The sequence below is a fragment of the Streptomyces sp. NPDC001858 genome (genome assembly GCF_053594615.1).
Genome location: NZ_JBSFEV010000020.1, coordinates 60,160 through 74,289, shown reverse-complemented (window position 1 = coordinate 74,289; position 14,130 = coordinate 60,160). Strand labels below are relative to the sequence as shown.

General features: G+C 68.6%; 24 protein-coding genes and 1 pseudogene. 24 read left to right on the top strand and 1 reads right to left on the bottom strand.

The features are described from left to right. The first annotated feature begins 102 nt into the window (after window positions 1-102). From ACWCPF_RS25815 to ACWCPF_RS25780, 8 genes are all read left to right on the top strand, one after another. Window positions 103-693, top strand: coding sequence for a hypothetical protein (locus tag ACWCPF_RS25815; protein ID WP_451047460.1), 591 nt, complete (start codon window positions 103-105; stop codon window positions 691-693). Window positions 694-829: 136 nt separating this feature from the next. Continuing rightward, complete coding sequence (locus ACWCPF_RS25810) at window positions 830-1,234, top strand: DUF6221 family protein (RefSeq protein WP_451047459.1); 405 nt, start codon at window positions 830-832, stop codon at window positions 1,232-1,234. Beyond that, window positions 1,231-1,557, top strand: coding sequence for a hypothetical protein (locus tag ACWCPF_RS25805; RefSeq protein WP_451047458.1), 327 nt, complete (start codon window positions 1,231-1,233; stop codon window positions 1,555-1,557). Before ACWCPF_RS25810 ends, ACWCPF_RS25805 begins: the two co-directional genes overlap by 4 nt. Window positions 1,558-1,714: 157 nt before the next feature. Continuing rightward, window positions 1,715-1,960: a helix-turn-helix domain-containing protein gene (locus ACWCPF_RS25800; protein WP_451047457.1), complete on the top strand. Its 246-nt coding sequence runs from the start codon at window positions 1,715-1,717 to the stop codon at window positions 1,958-1,960. Between the two features lie 115 nt (window positions 1,961-2,075). Then, a complete protein-coding gene (locus tag ACWCPF_RS25795; protein WP_451047456.1) occupies window positions 2,076-2,279 on the top strand; it encodes a hypothetical protein in 204 nt (67 codons plus the stop codon). Window positions 2,280-2,483: 204 nt separating this feature from the next. Next, window positions 2,484-2,879 (top strand): phage tail fiber protein, encoded by a 396-nt coding sequence (locus ACWCPF_RS25790; RefSeq protein WP_451047455.1) that lies wholly within the window; start codon window positions 2,484-2,486, stop codon window positions 2,877-2,879. 33 nt (window positions 2,880-2,912) lie between these two features. After that, window positions 2,913-5,234 (top strand): hypothetical protein, encoded by a 2,322-nt coding sequence (locus ACWCPF_RS25785; RefSeq protein WP_451047454.1) that lies wholly within the window; start codon window positions 2,913-2,915, stop codon window positions 5,232-5,234. Beyond that, window positions 5,225-5,512, top strand: a complete 288-nt coding sequence (locus ACWCPF_RS25780) for a hypothetical protein (protein WP_451047453.1) — start codon at window positions 5,225-5,227, stop codon at window positions 5,510-5,512. Before ACWCPF_RS25785 ends, ACWCPF_RS25780 begins: the two co-directional genes overlap by 10 nt. Window positions 5,513-5,606: 94 nt before the next feature. Here ACWCPF_RS25780 and ACWCPF_RS25775 read toward each other — a convergent pair whose 3' ends face one another. Then, window positions 5,607-5,825 (bottom strand): hypothetical protein, encoded by a 219-nt coding sequence (locus tag ACWCPF_RS25775; protein WP_451047452.1) that lies wholly within the window; start codon window positions 5,823-5,825, stop codon window positions 5,607-5,609. A 120-nt stretch (window positions 5,826-5,945) separates the two neighbouring features. Here ACWCPF_RS25775 and ACWCPF_RS25770 point away from each other — a divergent pair, with 120 nt between their 5' ends. From ACWCPF_RS25770 to ACWCPF_RS25695, 16 genes and pseudogenes are all read left to right on the top strand, one after another. Next, window positions 5,946-6,143 carry a ribbon-helix-helix protein, CopG family gene (locus tag ACWCPF_RS25770; protein WP_451047451.1) on the top strand — a complete coding sequence of 66 codons (198 nt, stop codon included), beginning with the start codon at window positions 5,946-5,948 and terminating at the stop codon, window positions 6,141-6,143. Between the two features lie 168 nt (window positions 6,144-6,311). Beyond that, window positions 6,312-7,290, top strand: a pseudogene (locus ACWCPF_RS25765) (IS481 family transposase); the annotation flags it as partial. Window positions 7,291-7,424: 134 nt separating this feature from the next. Then, window positions 7,425-8,105, top strand: a complete 681-nt coding sequence (locus tag ACWCPF_RS25760) for a hypothetical protein (protein WP_451047450.1) — start codon at window positions 7,425-7,427, stop codon at window positions 8,103-8,105. Window positions 8,106-8,151: 46 nt separating this feature from the next. Next, a complete protein-coding gene (locus tag ACWCPF_RS25755) occupies window positions 8,152-9,408 on the top strand; it encodes a hypothetical protein (RefSeq protein ID WP_451047449.1) in 1,257 nt (418 codons plus the stop codon). Then, a complete protein-coding gene (locus ACWCPF_RS25750; RefSeq protein WP_451047448.1) occupies window positions 9,405-9,995 on the top strand; it encodes a class I SAM-dependent methyltransferase in 591 nt (196 codons plus the stop codon). Before ACWCPF_RS25755 ends, ACWCPF_RS25750 begins: the two co-directional genes overlap by 4 nt. Then, window positions 9,992-10,675 carry a glycosyltransferase family 2 protein gene (locus ACWCPF_RS25745; protein WP_451047447.1) on the top strand — a complete coding sequence of 228 codons (684 nt, stop codon included), beginning with the start codon at window positions 9,992-9,994 and terminating at the stop codon, window positions 10,673-10,675. The genes ACWCPF_RS25750 and ACWCPF_RS25745 overlap by 4 nt, the downstream gene beginning before the upstream one ends. Further along, window positions 10,672-10,869 (top strand): hypothetical protein, encoded by a 198-nt coding sequence (locus ACWCPF_RS25740; protein ID WP_451047446.1) that lies wholly within the window; start codon window positions 10,672-10,674, stop codon window positions 10,867-10,869. Before ACWCPF_RS25745 ends, ACWCPF_RS25740 begins: the two co-directional genes overlap by 4 nt. Window positions 10,870-10,890: 21 nt before the next feature. Further along, window positions 10,891-11,322 carry a hypothetical protein gene (locus tag ACWCPF_RS25735; RefSeq protein ID WP_451047445.1) on the top strand — a complete coding sequence of 144 codons (432 nt, stop codon included), beginning with the start codon at window positions 10,891-10,893 and terminating at the stop codon, window positions 11,320-11,322. Between the two features lie 12 nt (window positions 11,323-11,334). Continuing rightward, window positions 11,335-12,063 (top strand): hypothetical protein, encoded by a 729-nt coding sequence (locus tag ACWCPF_RS25730; RefSeq protein WP_451047444.1) that lies wholly within the window; start codon window positions 11,335-11,337, stop codon window positions 12,061-12,063. Between the two features lie 23 nt (window positions 12,064-12,086). Next, a complete protein-coding gene (locus tag ACWCPF_RS25725; RefSeq protein ID WP_451047443.1) occupies window positions 12,087-12,266 on the top strand; it encodes a hypothetical protein in 180 nt (59 codons plus the stop codon). Beyond that, entirely contained in the window at window positions 12,266-12,616 is a 351-nt protein-coding gene (locus tag ACWCPF_RS25720) for a hypothetical protein (RefSeq protein WP_451047442.1), read from the top strand. The genes ACWCPF_RS25725 and ACWCPF_RS25720 overlap by 1 nt, the downstream gene beginning before the upstream one ends. A gap of 1 nt (window position 12,617) precedes the next feature. Then, a complete protein-coding gene (locus ACWCPF_RS25715) occupies window positions 12,618-12,815 on the top strand; it encodes a hypothetical protein (RefSeq protein WP_451047441.1) in 198 nt (65 codons plus the stop codon). Window positions 12,816-12,817: 2 nt separating this feature from the next. After that, window positions 12,818-13,114: a hypothetical protein gene (locus ACWCPF_RS25710; protein ID WP_451047440.1), complete on the top strand. Its 297-nt coding sequence runs from the start codon at window positions 12,818-12,820 to the stop codon at window positions 13,112-13,114. After that, complete coding sequence (locus ACWCPF_RS25705; protein WP_451047439.1) at window positions 13,111-13,404, top strand: HNH endonuclease signature motif containing protein; 294 nt, start codon at window positions 13,111-13,113, stop codon at window positions 13,402-13,404. The genes ACWCPF_RS25710 and ACWCPF_RS25705 overlap by 4 nt, the downstream gene beginning before the upstream one ends. Window positions 13,405-13,406: 2 nt before the next feature. Then, entirely contained in the window at window positions 13,407-13,637 is a 231-nt protein-coding gene (locus ACWCPF_RS25700; RefSeq protein WP_451047438.1) for a hypothetical protein, read from the top strand. Window positions 13,638-13,922: 285 nt separating this feature from the next. Next, window positions 13,923-14,102 carry a hypothetical protein gene (locus tag ACWCPF_RS25695; RefSeq protein WP_451047437.1) on the top strand — a complete coding sequence of 60 codons (180 nt, stop codon included), beginning with the start codon at window positions 13,923-13,925 and terminating at the stop codon, window positions 14,100-14,102. The last annotated feature ends 28 nt before the right edge of the window (window positions 14,103-14,130 follow it).

The window sequence follows — 14,130 nt, the reverse complement described above, 5'->3', positions numbered from 1 at the left end:
AAGTACGAGGGGTACGTCCCCCCTCCGTGCGTGTCTTGCGGCCGGACGCTCTGGGTGGTCGAGGCGGATAGGTTCGCTTGTCGGCCGTGTGAAGACGTCACCGTGACGCGCCTCGCCGAACTCCCCGGGCTGTACCGGCAGATCGACACCACCGCGATGCTCATGCGCGGAGCCCAACGGGCCGGCGGCGGAACGTCCGGCAGCAAGACACCGCCTGTCCCGCCCCGTCTTGAAGTACTCGCCCTCGTCGGCCCCGGCGGTGTCGCAGCCCGGCTGTCGGCGATCGAAGACTCCTGGCGGCGAACCCTCGGCTGGACCATCGCCCCCTGGCGCGGCAGCCCCGCCCAAGCCGTCCCCGAACTGGCCCGGTTCCTCGCCAACAACCTGCTGTGGGCATGCGGCAGCTACGAGCCCGTCGGCCAGGACATCGACGAACTCCGCAAACTGCACGGCGAGCTGAAGGCCCTCGCCTTCGGGGAGAAGCGAGCCGGGCGCGTCGGTATCGGATCCTGCCCCGCGCCCACCGAGGACGGCTGGTGCGGACAGCCGTTGACCGCGGCCACCGACAACCACCGCGTCCACTGCCGGGCATGCGGGGCGCGCTGGGACGGGCTTGGTGAATGGCGGGAACTCCGGGCCGCGCAGGAAGCCGTGGCGGCGGAGCATGCCAGGCAGATGGAGGCGGCAGCGTGACGTGGCGAGACGCCCTCCTGTACGGGCCGGGCTGGGCAGCCTGCGCGATCATGCCCGTCATCTGGTGGCTGGAACGACGCTTGAAGCGCAGCTGCGAGGCACGTTGGGGAGTCCCATACGACTCGAGGGACTTCACGTGAGCGACATCGCCGATTTCCTGCGGGCCCGGTACGCCGAACGGCGGGCGATTGCCGAAGCGGCTGCCGCCCTGCAATGCGACCCAGAAAACGGCTGGGTCATCCTCGACCACAGCAGCTATACCCAATCCGAGAAGCGCCGCTGGATCTCTCCGCACATCGGCATGCTCCACGAATCCGAGCCAGCCGAGCACATCGTGGCCAACAACCCGGCCGTCGTCCTCACCGACCTCGACGCCAAGCTCGGGATCGTCGACCATTACGAGAAGACCCAGGCATACGCAGAGGTCCAGCAGCGGCACGAGTACGTGCTTGCCGCTGGAGCCTGCGCGGTTGCGCTCAAGATCCTCGCGCAGCCCTATGCCGGCCACCCCGACCATCGAGGCGAGGAGTGGACACCGTGAACCTCCGCGACCTCGCCGACGAATGCGACCGCGAAGCCAACAATGCCTGGCGCCACACCGAACGCTGGCGACTCCGCAACACCGCCAACCTCTACCGGCGCATGATCTGCAACCGGGCCGCCGCCGACCCCACCACCCACACCCTCGACCACGCCATGCTCATCGACGTCACCGAACGCTGGTGCCGCCAACACGGCTACCGCGTCGCCGCCGGAATCGGCGGCGCAACCATCCAACGCGGCGACGAACCCACACTCGTCGTCCGGCCCGGAGACACGCTGCACTGGGATGGCGAGAAGATCAGCGTGGAGCTCGGGCGATGAACACCAAAGGCGCCCGCCCCTAGAAGGCGTGCTTGCCAGTTCAGCAACATGACTTGCCGGATGATCAGGGGCGAGCGTATGGTGTGCTCCAATCGATCTCGCTGTGTCTGGAGGGCCACCCAACAGGTGGCCCTTTCGCATGTCCGGGGGTGATCGAATGCCCCCGCAGCTCGTCACTGAAGACCTCGCCGCCTACTGGACCGGTCGGCCGCCAGCCACCATCCGCCGCTGGGCAGCCGAGGGCCGCCTCACCCGACACTACGACGCCGCACGGCGACGCAACGGTGTCCTCTACGACCTTGCCGAACTCCCAGCAGCCAAGCGCGACACGGACACCCGCGCGCTCATCGCCTCCGCCGACACGCCACCCGTCATCGAGCAGGCGCCGTTACTCGCCGCATAAGCCCCCTGCGCAGGTGCTCGCAGGGAGGGTCTTGAAGCGCCCAGCGCTCGGCCCAACCGTCCGCCCGGTCCTAGTGGGGGGCCGGGCGGACGACAATCCTCACGGAGGAGGCGTCGTGGCAGTGGTCGGAAGCAGCACCCTACGGTGCCCCATCTGCAGCATTGAACTCGAAGTGCCAGTCTCGGCGCTGCCTTATGAAGGCCGGTCCGCTCCGGCGATGTACCTGTCGTTCGACCTGGCCGAAGTCCGCGACCACGTCGCCGAACACGACATGGGGTCGCCCGTCGGTGTCGACATGCCGCTCGCCGAGACCGCATAGACCGGGGCTGGCCGCTCACCCCGGGCCCCGACGTCCCGCCGCCCGCGCCACCCCATGCCCGCAGGCGGCGGGACAGCCAACACACCGACGAGGAGGCCGCCGTGGCCGACACGCACACCATCACGATCACCGTGACCGCCACCGGCGAAGTCACCCACCCCCAGCCGGAGACCGACGAGTCTCCCCACGACGAGGAGACCACCGATGGCTGAGGGACTGTCCACCTCCCTGGTATCCAGCTGGCTCAACACCCTGCGCGCGGCCGGAGCCGCCTTCGGGCCGGTCAGCACCTACGCCCAGCTCCACACCGCGAACCCCGGCGCGGCCGGCACCACCGCCATCAGCGCCGGATCCACGGCTCGGTCCGTATTCACGTTCGCCGCCTCGTCGTCCGGGTCGGCGCTCGCGCTGACGGGTACGAACCCGTCGTGGACGAACGGCGGCACCTCGGAGACGATCACCCACCTTTCGATCTGGACGGCATCGAGCTCGGGCACGTTTCTGTTCTCCGTCGCCCTGTCCGCGTCGAAGGCCTGGTCGTCCGCGGACACCTTCACCGCGACCGCGCTCGGGCTCTCCCTCGGCGTCCAGGCCAGCTGATCGAACCCGCCGTCTGACCGTCGGGAGGCCGTCGTGGCACGGATGTGGACGACGGGCTTCGAACTCCAGTCGACCAGCCTGGAGTTCGGCGTCAACTCCGGGGCCGTCGTCACCGGATCGCCGTCGATCTCCACCAGCGTGCACCGCGCCGGCACCGCGTCCCTCCGCTCCAACCCGACGGCGGCGACGGCGTTCATCGAGCACCAGCTCACCACCGGCGTGGTCATGCGGACCATGCACCGGCTCTACCTGCGCGTCGACACCCTCCCCGACACCGCGACCAACGTGTACGGCATCGGGCAGAACGGATATTTCCCCGGCCTGCTGCGGCTCCAGACCGACGGCACGCTGGTCCTGCGCGACGGTTTCACCGAGACCACCCTCACCGGCACCTCGACCGCGCTCACCACCGGCGTCTGGCATCGCATCGAGCTGGACTACACCGACGTCGACAACGGCGGCGTCATCGCGAGCGGCATCTCCGCGTTCAAGGGCTACCTCAACGGCACCCTGTTCGCCGACACCCTCTGCTCCAACATCACCGGCTTCAGCCGCATCCGCATGGGCGTACAGCTCGCCGCGACCACCGACCTGTACATCGACGACGTCGCCGTCAACGACACCACCGGCACAGCCCAGACCGGCCTCCCCGGCGCAGGCAACGTCGTCCACCTGAAGCCCAACGCGGCAGGCGACAACAACGGATTCGCCACTGTCGTCGGCGGCACCGCCGGAGCCGCGAACAACTACACCCGCGTCTCCGAGACCACCCCCGACGACGCCACCTCCTACAACGCCACCACCGCGACCGGCACGACGACCATCGACGACTTCAACGTCGACTCGACGTCGTCCGCCGGCATCGGAGCCTCGGACACGATCACCCTCGTTCAGGTCGGCGGCCGAGTCGGCTCGAACGCGGCGACCGCAGCATCGATCGTGTACCGGATCAAAGGGCAGGCGTCCGGGACCGTCTCCGAGTCCGCATCCGTCTCCGTCGCGGTCAGCGGCTGGTCGACCCACAAGGTCGGGTCGCCGTTCCCGTACCAGCTGACCGCCTACACCAACCCGCAGACCTCCACCGCCTGGACGCCCTCGACGCTGGACACGGCGCAGATCGGCTACCGCGGCAACGTCAGCCAGTCCACCGCCCGGCGCGTCTCCACTCTGTGGGTGCTCGTCGAGTACGTGCCCGCCTCCGCAGTCGAAGGCGGCGGCAGCCTCGCCGCCACCGCCACGGGGTCTGCCACCGGGACGGTCGCGGTATCCGGAACGACAGCGCTCGCCGCGACCGCGACCGGAAGCGCGACGGGCGACCGGCAGGCGATCGCCAGCGGCACCCTCGCAGGCGTTGCCGGGCTCAGCGGCACGGCGGTACGCGCCACCGGCAGCACGGCAGCCCTCGCGGGCACTGCCACCGCCGCGGCAGACGCGGTCGTCGACGCAGCTGGGACCGCGGCACTCTCCGCGACCGCCACCCCGACCAGCGCAGGCAGCATCGGGCGCGCCATCGCAGGCGATCTCAACGCCACCGCTGCCGCCGACAGCACGGCACTGCGGGACGCTGCGGCAACCGGTGCCCTCGACGCAGTCGCGGCCGGGACCGCGGACGCGGCGATCAGCACAGAAGGCACAGCAGGGCTCGCGGCGGAAGCCACCGCCACCAGCACCGCCTTTACCGGACACGTCAGCAGCGGCCAACTCGACGCCATCGCAACAGCGACCGGCGAAGGCCTCCGCGCCGCCACCGGCAGCGCGGTCCTGGCCGGCACCGCCACGGCAGACGCCTCCGCCACCCTCCAAGCCCGAAGCGGCAGCGCACTCGCCGCAACCGCGACCCCGGCGGCGGATGGAACGGTCACCGGCAACGGCGAAGTCACGGCCGGCCTCACCGTCACAGCCGAGATCGCCGCCGACAGCCGCCTCGACCTCGTAGCCGCCGGCGAACTTGCGGCCGCCGCTGCACTGGCCGCTGCAGGAACCCGGGATGCGCGCAGCACGGCAGCACTGCCCGCGTCCGGCACGCTTGCCGCCACCGGCAGGATCGACACAGCCTCGGGCAGCGACCTGGCCGCCACAGCCGTCGCGGCGGCGGCAGGAACCGTCGACGTCCGCGCCGGCGGATCCCTCGCCGTCACCGCGACAGCGTCCACGGCGGCCAGCCTCAACCGGCTCCTCGCCGCGGCCCTCGCAGCCCACGCAGGCATCACCGCAACGGCAGGCGGCGACGAAGGCGCCAACGTGACGCTCACCGTCGGGCCGCCGACATCCCGGTGGTCGGCAGTCGTCCAAGAGCGGCGCCGGACCGCGACCGTGCTCCCGCCGCGATGGGAGGCCAGCGAACCGTGCAGCTAGCCCAGACCAGCCGTGAATACGTCCGCGTCGCCATCACCGCCACCGACGACAACGGCAGCCCGGTCACCTCCACCAGCCCGCGGCTCGCATTCCTCACAGGCGAAGGCAATCCCGAAGACGACGACTGGCACGACGCCGAGACCGTCAGCGGCTACGCCCGCGTCATGGTCGGACCCACCGCCATCGAACTCGACGTCGGCAACTACTGGGTGTGGATCAGCGTTTCGGCTGGCGCCGAACAGCCCGTCGAGCGAGCCGGCCGCCTCCGCATCTACTAGCTGTGCCATCTCATGAGGTTGGTGGCTTCGCTCTGAGCCAGACGTGCGTCAGCCCCGGCGGGCTCCGCCGGGGCTGATCTGTTCTCTGGTCCTGTCAGTGGTCGCCGGGGCGGCCCAGGTGGACGGGGCACGGTCCGTAGGCGCCGGGGTGGTTCGGGTCCTCGGGGTGGACGTGCGGGATGCCGGAGAGTCCGCACTTCGTCTTCGGGTCCTCGTCGCAGTACTCGATGCAGGTGCAATCGTCGATCTCGTCGAGGTCCTCGCGGGACAGCGTCGTCTCCACCGGCTTGGTCTTCTCGATCTTCATCAGCATGTTCAACCCCTAGTCAGCGCGAATTTCTGTATTACAAGAATGAGGCGACGCCGCGCCCTTGTCAACCCGACTGGGTAGATGGATGCTAATTTCTGTACGACAGAAATCCAGGGAGGGAGCATGGCAGGCAGGCCGGCCACAGGGCAGACGCCACCGGTCTCGTTCCGGCCGCCGGTCGCGCTCCGTCAGGAATTGGACGAGCTGGCCAAGGCCGAGGGGCGCGACCGCTCCGACGTGTTGATCGAAGCTGCGCACGATTGGGTCCGGAAAAAGCGGCGCGAGCAGACCGCGGCCAAGGAGCAGCCTGAAGCGACGTAGTGGGCCAGCGCTCCGTAATTCCCAACGGGCTGCCCGCACTGACGGCCACAATGACTACGGTCAACTGCAAGCCGTCACGAGGAAGGGAGGGACGCACGGTGCCGAATCTCGACCGCGCGGAACACCCTGTCCTCGTCGTGTCGATGGCTGCCGCCTGTGCGTACACCCATGGCCGGTCACCGCAACGCTCCACTCACACCCGAAGGTCGGCTGCGCCTCTGTCTGCGCGTAGCGGCTGGACGTCCGATCGCTCACGTCGCGGCTGAGGCCGGGATCTCCCGCCGCTGTCTGGCCAAGTGGTACGGCCGATGGCGGGCCCACGGCGAGGACGGCCTCCTCGACCACTCCTCCCGCCCGGCAGCCAGTCCGACGCGCACGAGCGAGGACATCGAGGACCTGGTGGAGACACTGCGACTTCAGCAGAAAGTACGGGCCCGCCCGTCTCGCCGCCGAACTGGAGCGGCTGTACGGCATCACCGTGGCGCTGGCCACCGTGCACCGCATCCTTGTCCGGCGCGGCCTGAACAGGCTGCGTGACCTGGACCCGCCGACTGGCGAGGACCTGCGCAAGGTCGCCCGCTACGAGCACGAGCACCCCGGCGACATGCTCCACGTCGACGTCAAGAAGCTGGGCCGCATCCCCGCCGGCGGCGGCTGGCGCATTCACGGCCACGGCACCGACGCCGCCCGCGCCTCCAAGCGCACCGGTCCGGACACAGGGAAGGTCGGCTACACCTACCTCCATACAGCCATCGACGACCACTCCCGGCTCGCCTACACCGAGTCCCTGGATGACGAACGCGCCGTGACTGCGGCAGCCTTCTGGCATCGGGCCGTCGCGTTCTTCGCCGCCCACGACATCACGCCGATCCGCCGGGTCCTCACCGACAACGGTTCCTGCTACCGCTCACGGGACTGGGCCGCCGCGCTCGCCGAGACCGGTACGAAGCACAAGCGGACCCGGCCGTACACGCCGCGGACGAACGGGAAGGTGGAAAGGTTCAACGGGACGCTGGCCCGTGAGTGGGCCTACGTGCGCGCCTACACCTCCGAGCACGAACGCCGGGCGGCGCTGGCTGACTTCCTGAACTACTACAACCACGAGCGTCCGCACTCCGCGCTCGGAGGCCGGCCACCGATCAGCAGAACCTCCGGGAGCGACTACCGCGTCGTGTTCGACCTGCCGCCGGAACCGCTGAGCACGGCCCCGCGGCAGCTCGCGTTCGAGGACCTCGTGGAACCAACGTCATGAGGCAACACAACTAGCCCAGGGAGCCCGCCATGGCCGACGGCCGCCCCAGTCCGTACAGCGGGCCGCTGGTCTCGGTCATCGCCCCATCCCGGGGACGCCCCAAGGCCCTCGCCGAAAGCATCGACGGACTCCTCGACCTCGCAGGAAACCCCAACCGCGTCCAGGTCCTCGTGGCCGCCGACCCCGACGACGCAGCCACCCATGCCGTCCGCCTCCCTGCGCAAGCATCGATCTGGACGGCGCCGGCGCGGTATGGCTACGCCCGGCTCCACGAGTACGTCAACGCGCTCGCCGCCCAGGCCCAGGGCAAGTGGCTGATGCTGTGGAACGACGACGCCCGCATCCTCACCCAAGGATGGGACCAAAAGATCGCCGAAGCCCAGCAAGGCGTTCTATGGCCGCACAGCAACGACATTCCGACCTGCAACACCTTCCCGATCTGGCCCCGCGCCTGGACCGACCACATCAGGCACGTCAGCCTGTCCCCGCACTGCGACTCATGGATTCAGTTCCTCGGACAGACCCTCGACCGGCACCAGCGCGTCGACATCGAAATCCTCCACGACCGGGCAGACCTCACCGGCGGCCACAACGACCAGACCCGAGCCGAATCACTGGCCGGCTATCGCACCGCCGACTACGGCAGCCCCCGCATGGAAGCCGCACGAGCCGCCGACATAGCCGGGCTCCGCACACTCCTCACCGCCTGACGGCCGGGCTCGAACCCGGACCCGCGCCCCGGAAGGTACACCGCACATGGCACGAATCGGATGGATCGGCCTCGGGAAACTTGGCTTGACATGCGCACTGACCCTGGAGAAGCACGGCGGCCACCAGGTCTACGCCTACGACCCGTCTCCACGCCCCCAGCAGATCCTCAATGGCGCCGTCCCGCCGCCCGAAGAGGCTGGCATCGAGGAGCTGCTCAACGGCTCTCGGATGCTGGTCATGCCGTCGCCGGACGATGTGGTCGAGGCCAGTGAGGGCATCGTCATGCTGTCCGTGCAGACTCCGCATGACCCCCAGTACGGCGGCGAGACCCCGATCGTCGACCAGCCGGCCGACTTCGAGTACGGCTACCTGGTCCAGGCTGTCCGCGACGTCGCGCAGGCTGCCGAACGGCAGGGCAAGGAAATCACCCTCGTCGTCATCTCCACCGTGCTGCCGGGCACCACCCGCGCTCATCTCGCGCCGCTGTGCGGGCCGAACACGCGACTCGTCTACGGGCCGTACTTCATCGCCATGTCGACAACGGTGCAGGACTTCCTGCACCCGGAGTTCGTGCTCCTCGGCTCCGACCACTCCGAAGCGGTCGCTGACGTCGCAGACCTGTACCGAACCGTCCACGACCGGCCAATCCATCCGGTGTCGATCGAGTCGGCGGAGCTCACCAAGGTCGCCTACAACTGCTTCATCAGTATGAAGATCGTATTCGCGAACATGGTCATGGAGATCTGCCAGAAAACCGGTGCCGACTGCGACCAAGTCGCCGACGGCCTCGCACTCGCCACCGACCGCATCACCTCCCCGGCTTACATGCGCGGCGGTATGGGCGACTCCGGCGCCTGCCACCCACGAGACAACCAGGCCATGTCCTGGCTCGCCCAGCGCCTCGACCTGTCCGCAGACCTCATGGGCTACGTCTCCACCGCCCGCGAACAGCAGTCCGTGTGGCTCGCCGACCTCGTCGAACACTGGCACCGCTTGAGCGGCCTGCCCATCTGCCTGCTCGGCAAGGCATACAAGCCCAACGTCACCCTCACCAACGGATCTGCCGGTCTGCTCCTCGCCCACCAGCTCCGCGACCGCGGCCTCGACGTCCAGCACCACGACCCGTTCGTCGACGGCAACATCACAGACGAGTCGCTGACACCCGCCGTGTACGCCGTCACCACCAGGCACGACTGCTTCCCCAACTACGGCATCCCGCCCGGCTCGATCGTCATCGACCCCCACGGCTACATGCCGGACCGCCCCGGCGTCACCACCATCCGTGTAGGGAGGAAGACGTGAGCGCTGAAGACGTCATCAACGCATGGGACCTCCCCGGAGCTCGCGACGCCATCCATCCCACACGCGGAATCTCCGAGGCCGCCTACCGGGCCTCCGGGAAGACCCAAGCAGACCTCCTCGCCGCCGACATCCCTGACGGAGTCAAGGTCATGGACTTCGGGTGCGGCGACGGCCGCGTCGCCATTCCCCTGAAGGCGATGGGGTACGACGTGACCGGCGTCGACACCTCTCCACGCATGCTGGCCGCGCTCGCCGAAACCGATCCCGACCTGGCGACGTTTCAGTCCGACGGCGGCGACTTCGGCAAGCACCTCGGTCGTCGCAAGATGGACGCCGTCGTCTGCCTCGCCGTCCTCATCCACCACGACTACGACACCGGCGAACAACTCATCGCCAACCTGCGATCCGTGGTGAAGAAGGGCGGCCTCCTCGCCCTCGACTGGCCCGCATCCGAACAGCCCGCAGAGGGCGGCAGCTGGATAGCCGTCACCACCTGGGACCGCAACCGGCAAGACGAACTCGCCGCGAAGCTGAAGATGCAGCGGGTCGAAGCCGGCCGGCCCTGGAGCGTCTGGCAGGCCCTGTGACCGTCGCCGCCGTCATCCCGTGGCGGCCCGGCAGCCCGGAACGCAACGCCCACCACGAGACGGTTCGCGCCCACCTCGCCGGGCTCTTGCCTGACGCGATCCACCTCGACGCCGACAGCGGGCACGATCCGTTCTCCCGGGCCGGCTCCCGCAATGAAGGCGTTCGCCAGGCACAGACGGCAGGCGCGGACGTCGTCGTCATCTGCGACGCCGACACCCTCGTCGAGCCCGAGCCCCTGCGTGCGGCCATCGCTGCGGCAGGCGACGGCGTCATGCACCTCCCATACGCCTGGTATCGAGGGCTCAGCGTAGACGGCACGGCCCAGCACCTCGCTGGGGCGCCGGCCGACGAATGCCCGGCCGACCTCGCACATCAGTGGGCGACCGGCGGCATCATCGTCATTCAGCCCGCAGCCTGGTGGCGGGCGGGCGGTATGGACGAGCGCTTCACCGGGTGGGGCATGGAGGACGCTGCGTACCGGATCTGTGCGGATGCGCTCCTGGGCCCGACGGTCCGCCACCCCGGCACGATCACGCACCTGTGGCATCCGCCCGAGTCGGGCCTCGGTAGCCCGCAGCATGTTGCGAACGGGCAGCACTGCCAGCGCTATGTCGACGTCACCGACGACCCGGACGCGCTCCGGGTCCTCATCGCCGAACAGAACGGCATCCCTGCGTGAGCGGCCAGTGGCTGGCCAAGCAGACCAGCGACACCGACGTGCACGTCATCCCGCTCGACGACCTGATCGTGCACGACTACACCGACCTCTGCCCGTGCGGGCCAACGCCGCGCCGCGAGCCGCGCGGAGACGGGTCGGACGGGTGGATCCACACCCACCACAGCCTCGACGGCCGCGAAGCCCACGAGACCTGAACCCACGGAAGGCCCGCGCCCATGGACCTCCACGCCTGGATCACGCAGGAAGTCGATCACCGCCAAGTCGCCTCGCTGGAACTCGCACTCAACCCGGCCGGAGTCCTACGTCGCTGCGAAGCGGACCGCCGGATCCTCGCCCGACACCAGCGCGACCCTGCAGCGGCGGACACGCCCCGCGCCGCGGCCTGCGAGGGATGCGGAGTCCAGTGGGTGCAGGACGAATGCGAGCCGAACGTCGGCAACATCAACGACTGCCCCGAACTCCTCGATCTCGCCCACGCCCACGGGCTCACACCCGAGACCCTCGCCGGTCTCGACCGACCACAGACGCCTGAGCCGAAGGCCGACGTCAACAGCCGGTACGCCAACGGCGGCATCCTCACCCCGCCAATCACCACCAGCGACGTACCCGAAGCGCTCCGCGGACCCCACTGGAAGCCCTGCCCCTGATCGGAGGTGCCCGTGGCCCTCCGACTCCGCATCCTCCTCGCGCTGGTCGCCGCCGCAGGCCTGCTGTTTGCCGCCGCCCCGCCCGCCAGCCCGGCCGCCGCACCCATCTACTCCGGCACCGGCTGGAAGATCGCCACCCGCTGGGGCATCTACAGCCTCAACCCCGACCCCTACACCGTCGTCTGGGCGGACACTGCGGCCCGCACCAAGCTCAAGCCGTACATGACCAAGTCGGCCGCGCACGCAACCTCCGTCACCGGCGTACAGATCACCGTCAGCGACACCATCGACACCAGCCCCGCAGACGTCTGCCCCGCCCGGCACCGCATCGTCGTCCGCTACAGCTACCGGCCCGTCGGCCTCGAAGGCATCTCCCAAGCCCGACCCTGCTACGAAACCACCAACGGCAGCGCCTGGGGCGGCAACATCCTCATCGACAACGAGTACTGGCTCTACCCCGGCTGGTTCTCCGCCGATCCCGTCAGAGACGACACCTACCGCGCCAACGTCGTCGCCCACGAACTCGGCCACATCCTCGGGTTGGACCACGCCAACGTCGACCTCGACAAAGACGGCAAAGTCGAAGATCAGGAATGCGTAGCCACCTCCGGCGGCAACAAACCACTCCTCTGCAGCCCCGTCGCCGGCGGCTACCACAACCCTACCGACGCCGGAAAATTCGTCCTCTCCTTCGACGTCCCCGGCCTCCGCCAGCTCGCCGCCAACTGGAACCTCCGCTAAACCCACCACCAGGAGCCCGCGCCATGGCCCGCTACCTCATCACCTACCTCGACGGCGAAAGCGAAAGCATCACCGCCGCCAAGCTTGAACCCTCCAGCGGCCAGTACGTCGCCTGGGTGGGAGACGGATCCGCAGCCGCCTACATCCCGATCAGCAACGTCCGCAGCGTCGTGCGCCAAGCCGACCAGGCGGTGACCGACTGATGGCCCGCATCCAGATCCTTGAACTCCCCACCATCTACCGCGACGAAGGCCCCGACGAGACACCCTTCATCCTCGTCATCGACCAAGCCCCCGCAGGCGGCGACGCCTACGACGTATTCCGCCGCAACCTCCAAGCACACGACGACATCGTCGAGCGCACCGGCGCCCGCGCCGTCCTCTGCTTCGCGGACACTATCGAAATCCCCGCCAACGAGACGCCCGTCGACCCTGACGGATACCCGCTCAAGATCCGCGTCGAAGGCGACTTCGAAACGTTCCGGGAGCAGGTCCAAGACGAGATCCGCAAGGCACAGCAGGACATGCGAGAGGCCGTCGATCGCCGTGCCTGACGTGACCGTCAAGGTGTCCGACGGAATCCGCGAGGTCACAATCGAGGTCAGCGGATCCGATCACGATCCACTCGAACGTGCCGAAGCTGCGGCCGTGCGACTCCTCGACCGGGCCGCCGTTATCGCACCAGCCGGACAACGCACCGGCTTCAACAGCTGGGCACTCGGCAGCGACACCGAACGCAGCCCCGAGGAGTAGCCGTGGCAGCCGTCGAACTCGCCGTCGACAACGAACTCCTCAATGACTACGACGTCATGCAGCCCTTCATCGGCGGACCCGAACTCGGGCGACGCATCGACCCCTTCGCCGACCACGTCACCTTCATCACCCTCGACATCGACGAAGCACCCGAGACCGCCGCCACCATGGAGATCATGATGGAGTGCGTCCTCCACCACGGCACCCGCATCGTCAGCGCCACCTACTACGACGAGGCCGGGACCAAGCTCGCCACCGTCGAGCGCCCCGCCGACAGCGGATGGATGCACCAGCTGTGAGCGGCGGCTGGTCCTCGTCCGACCGCAAGGCTCGGCTCCCGTCCGGATGGGCCAAGATCCGCGCGCGCATCCTGCAACGGGACCCGATCTGCAAGATCTGCAACGTGCGGCCGTCCACCCACTGCGACCACATCGTGGCCAAAGCCGACCTGAATGGGCCGTCGGATCTGCAAGGCGTGTGTGGCCCCTGCCACGACCAGAAGTCCAGCCGCGAAGGTAACGAGGCGCAGCGCGCCAACCCGAAGCCAGGCCGCGCGCGACCGCAAGAACCCCACCCCGGATTGAGGTGACCATGGCCGCCTACCTCGTCGTTCACTCCGAGCACCGCCGCGAAGACACCCTCATCGAAGACGCCAAGATCACCGTCGAATTCGTGGACGGCTGGGTCCTCTTCAGAGACCGCACCGTCTTCGAAGACCACCGCGTCGCCATCGCCATACCCGCCGCGCAAGTCCTACGCGTCGAACGGGTAGACCAACCACAGACACCCCAAGACCAGCATCCCGCGCCGGCCAAGGAGTGAACTGACGTGGCGAGCAAGGGACGAGGAAGCCGAAGCCGACGAGGCAACGCCGAGACACTGCGACGCTACTGGGGACCCACAGGAGCAGGCGGAGCCCGCATCAGGTGGGGCACACCAGGGGATTGGTCGAGATGCAACCGACTCCTTTCGAGGTACCTCGGAGCACGAGCCAAGGGCTACTGCCAGCTCATGCACATCAGGGCCACGGGCGTCGCCACCGGAAGCAGGCTCAACCCAGGCAGGCGCAGCCGGTAGGCAGCCGGCCGCAGGGCGGAGGAGGCAGGCATGGCAGCCGTCGGCGCGGTCCAGGTCCACTGTCCCGAGTGTGGCGTCGCAGTACCGATCACGACGCAGATCACGTCGGAAGGCCGCGAAGGCGACACGCTGATCATGAGCGTCGAGCCCGACCTGACCGATGTGATCGCCCACGCTTGGACTCATGATCAAGATCCAGATGGTCTTTGAATCCATGATCCAACACCGAAACGGACAT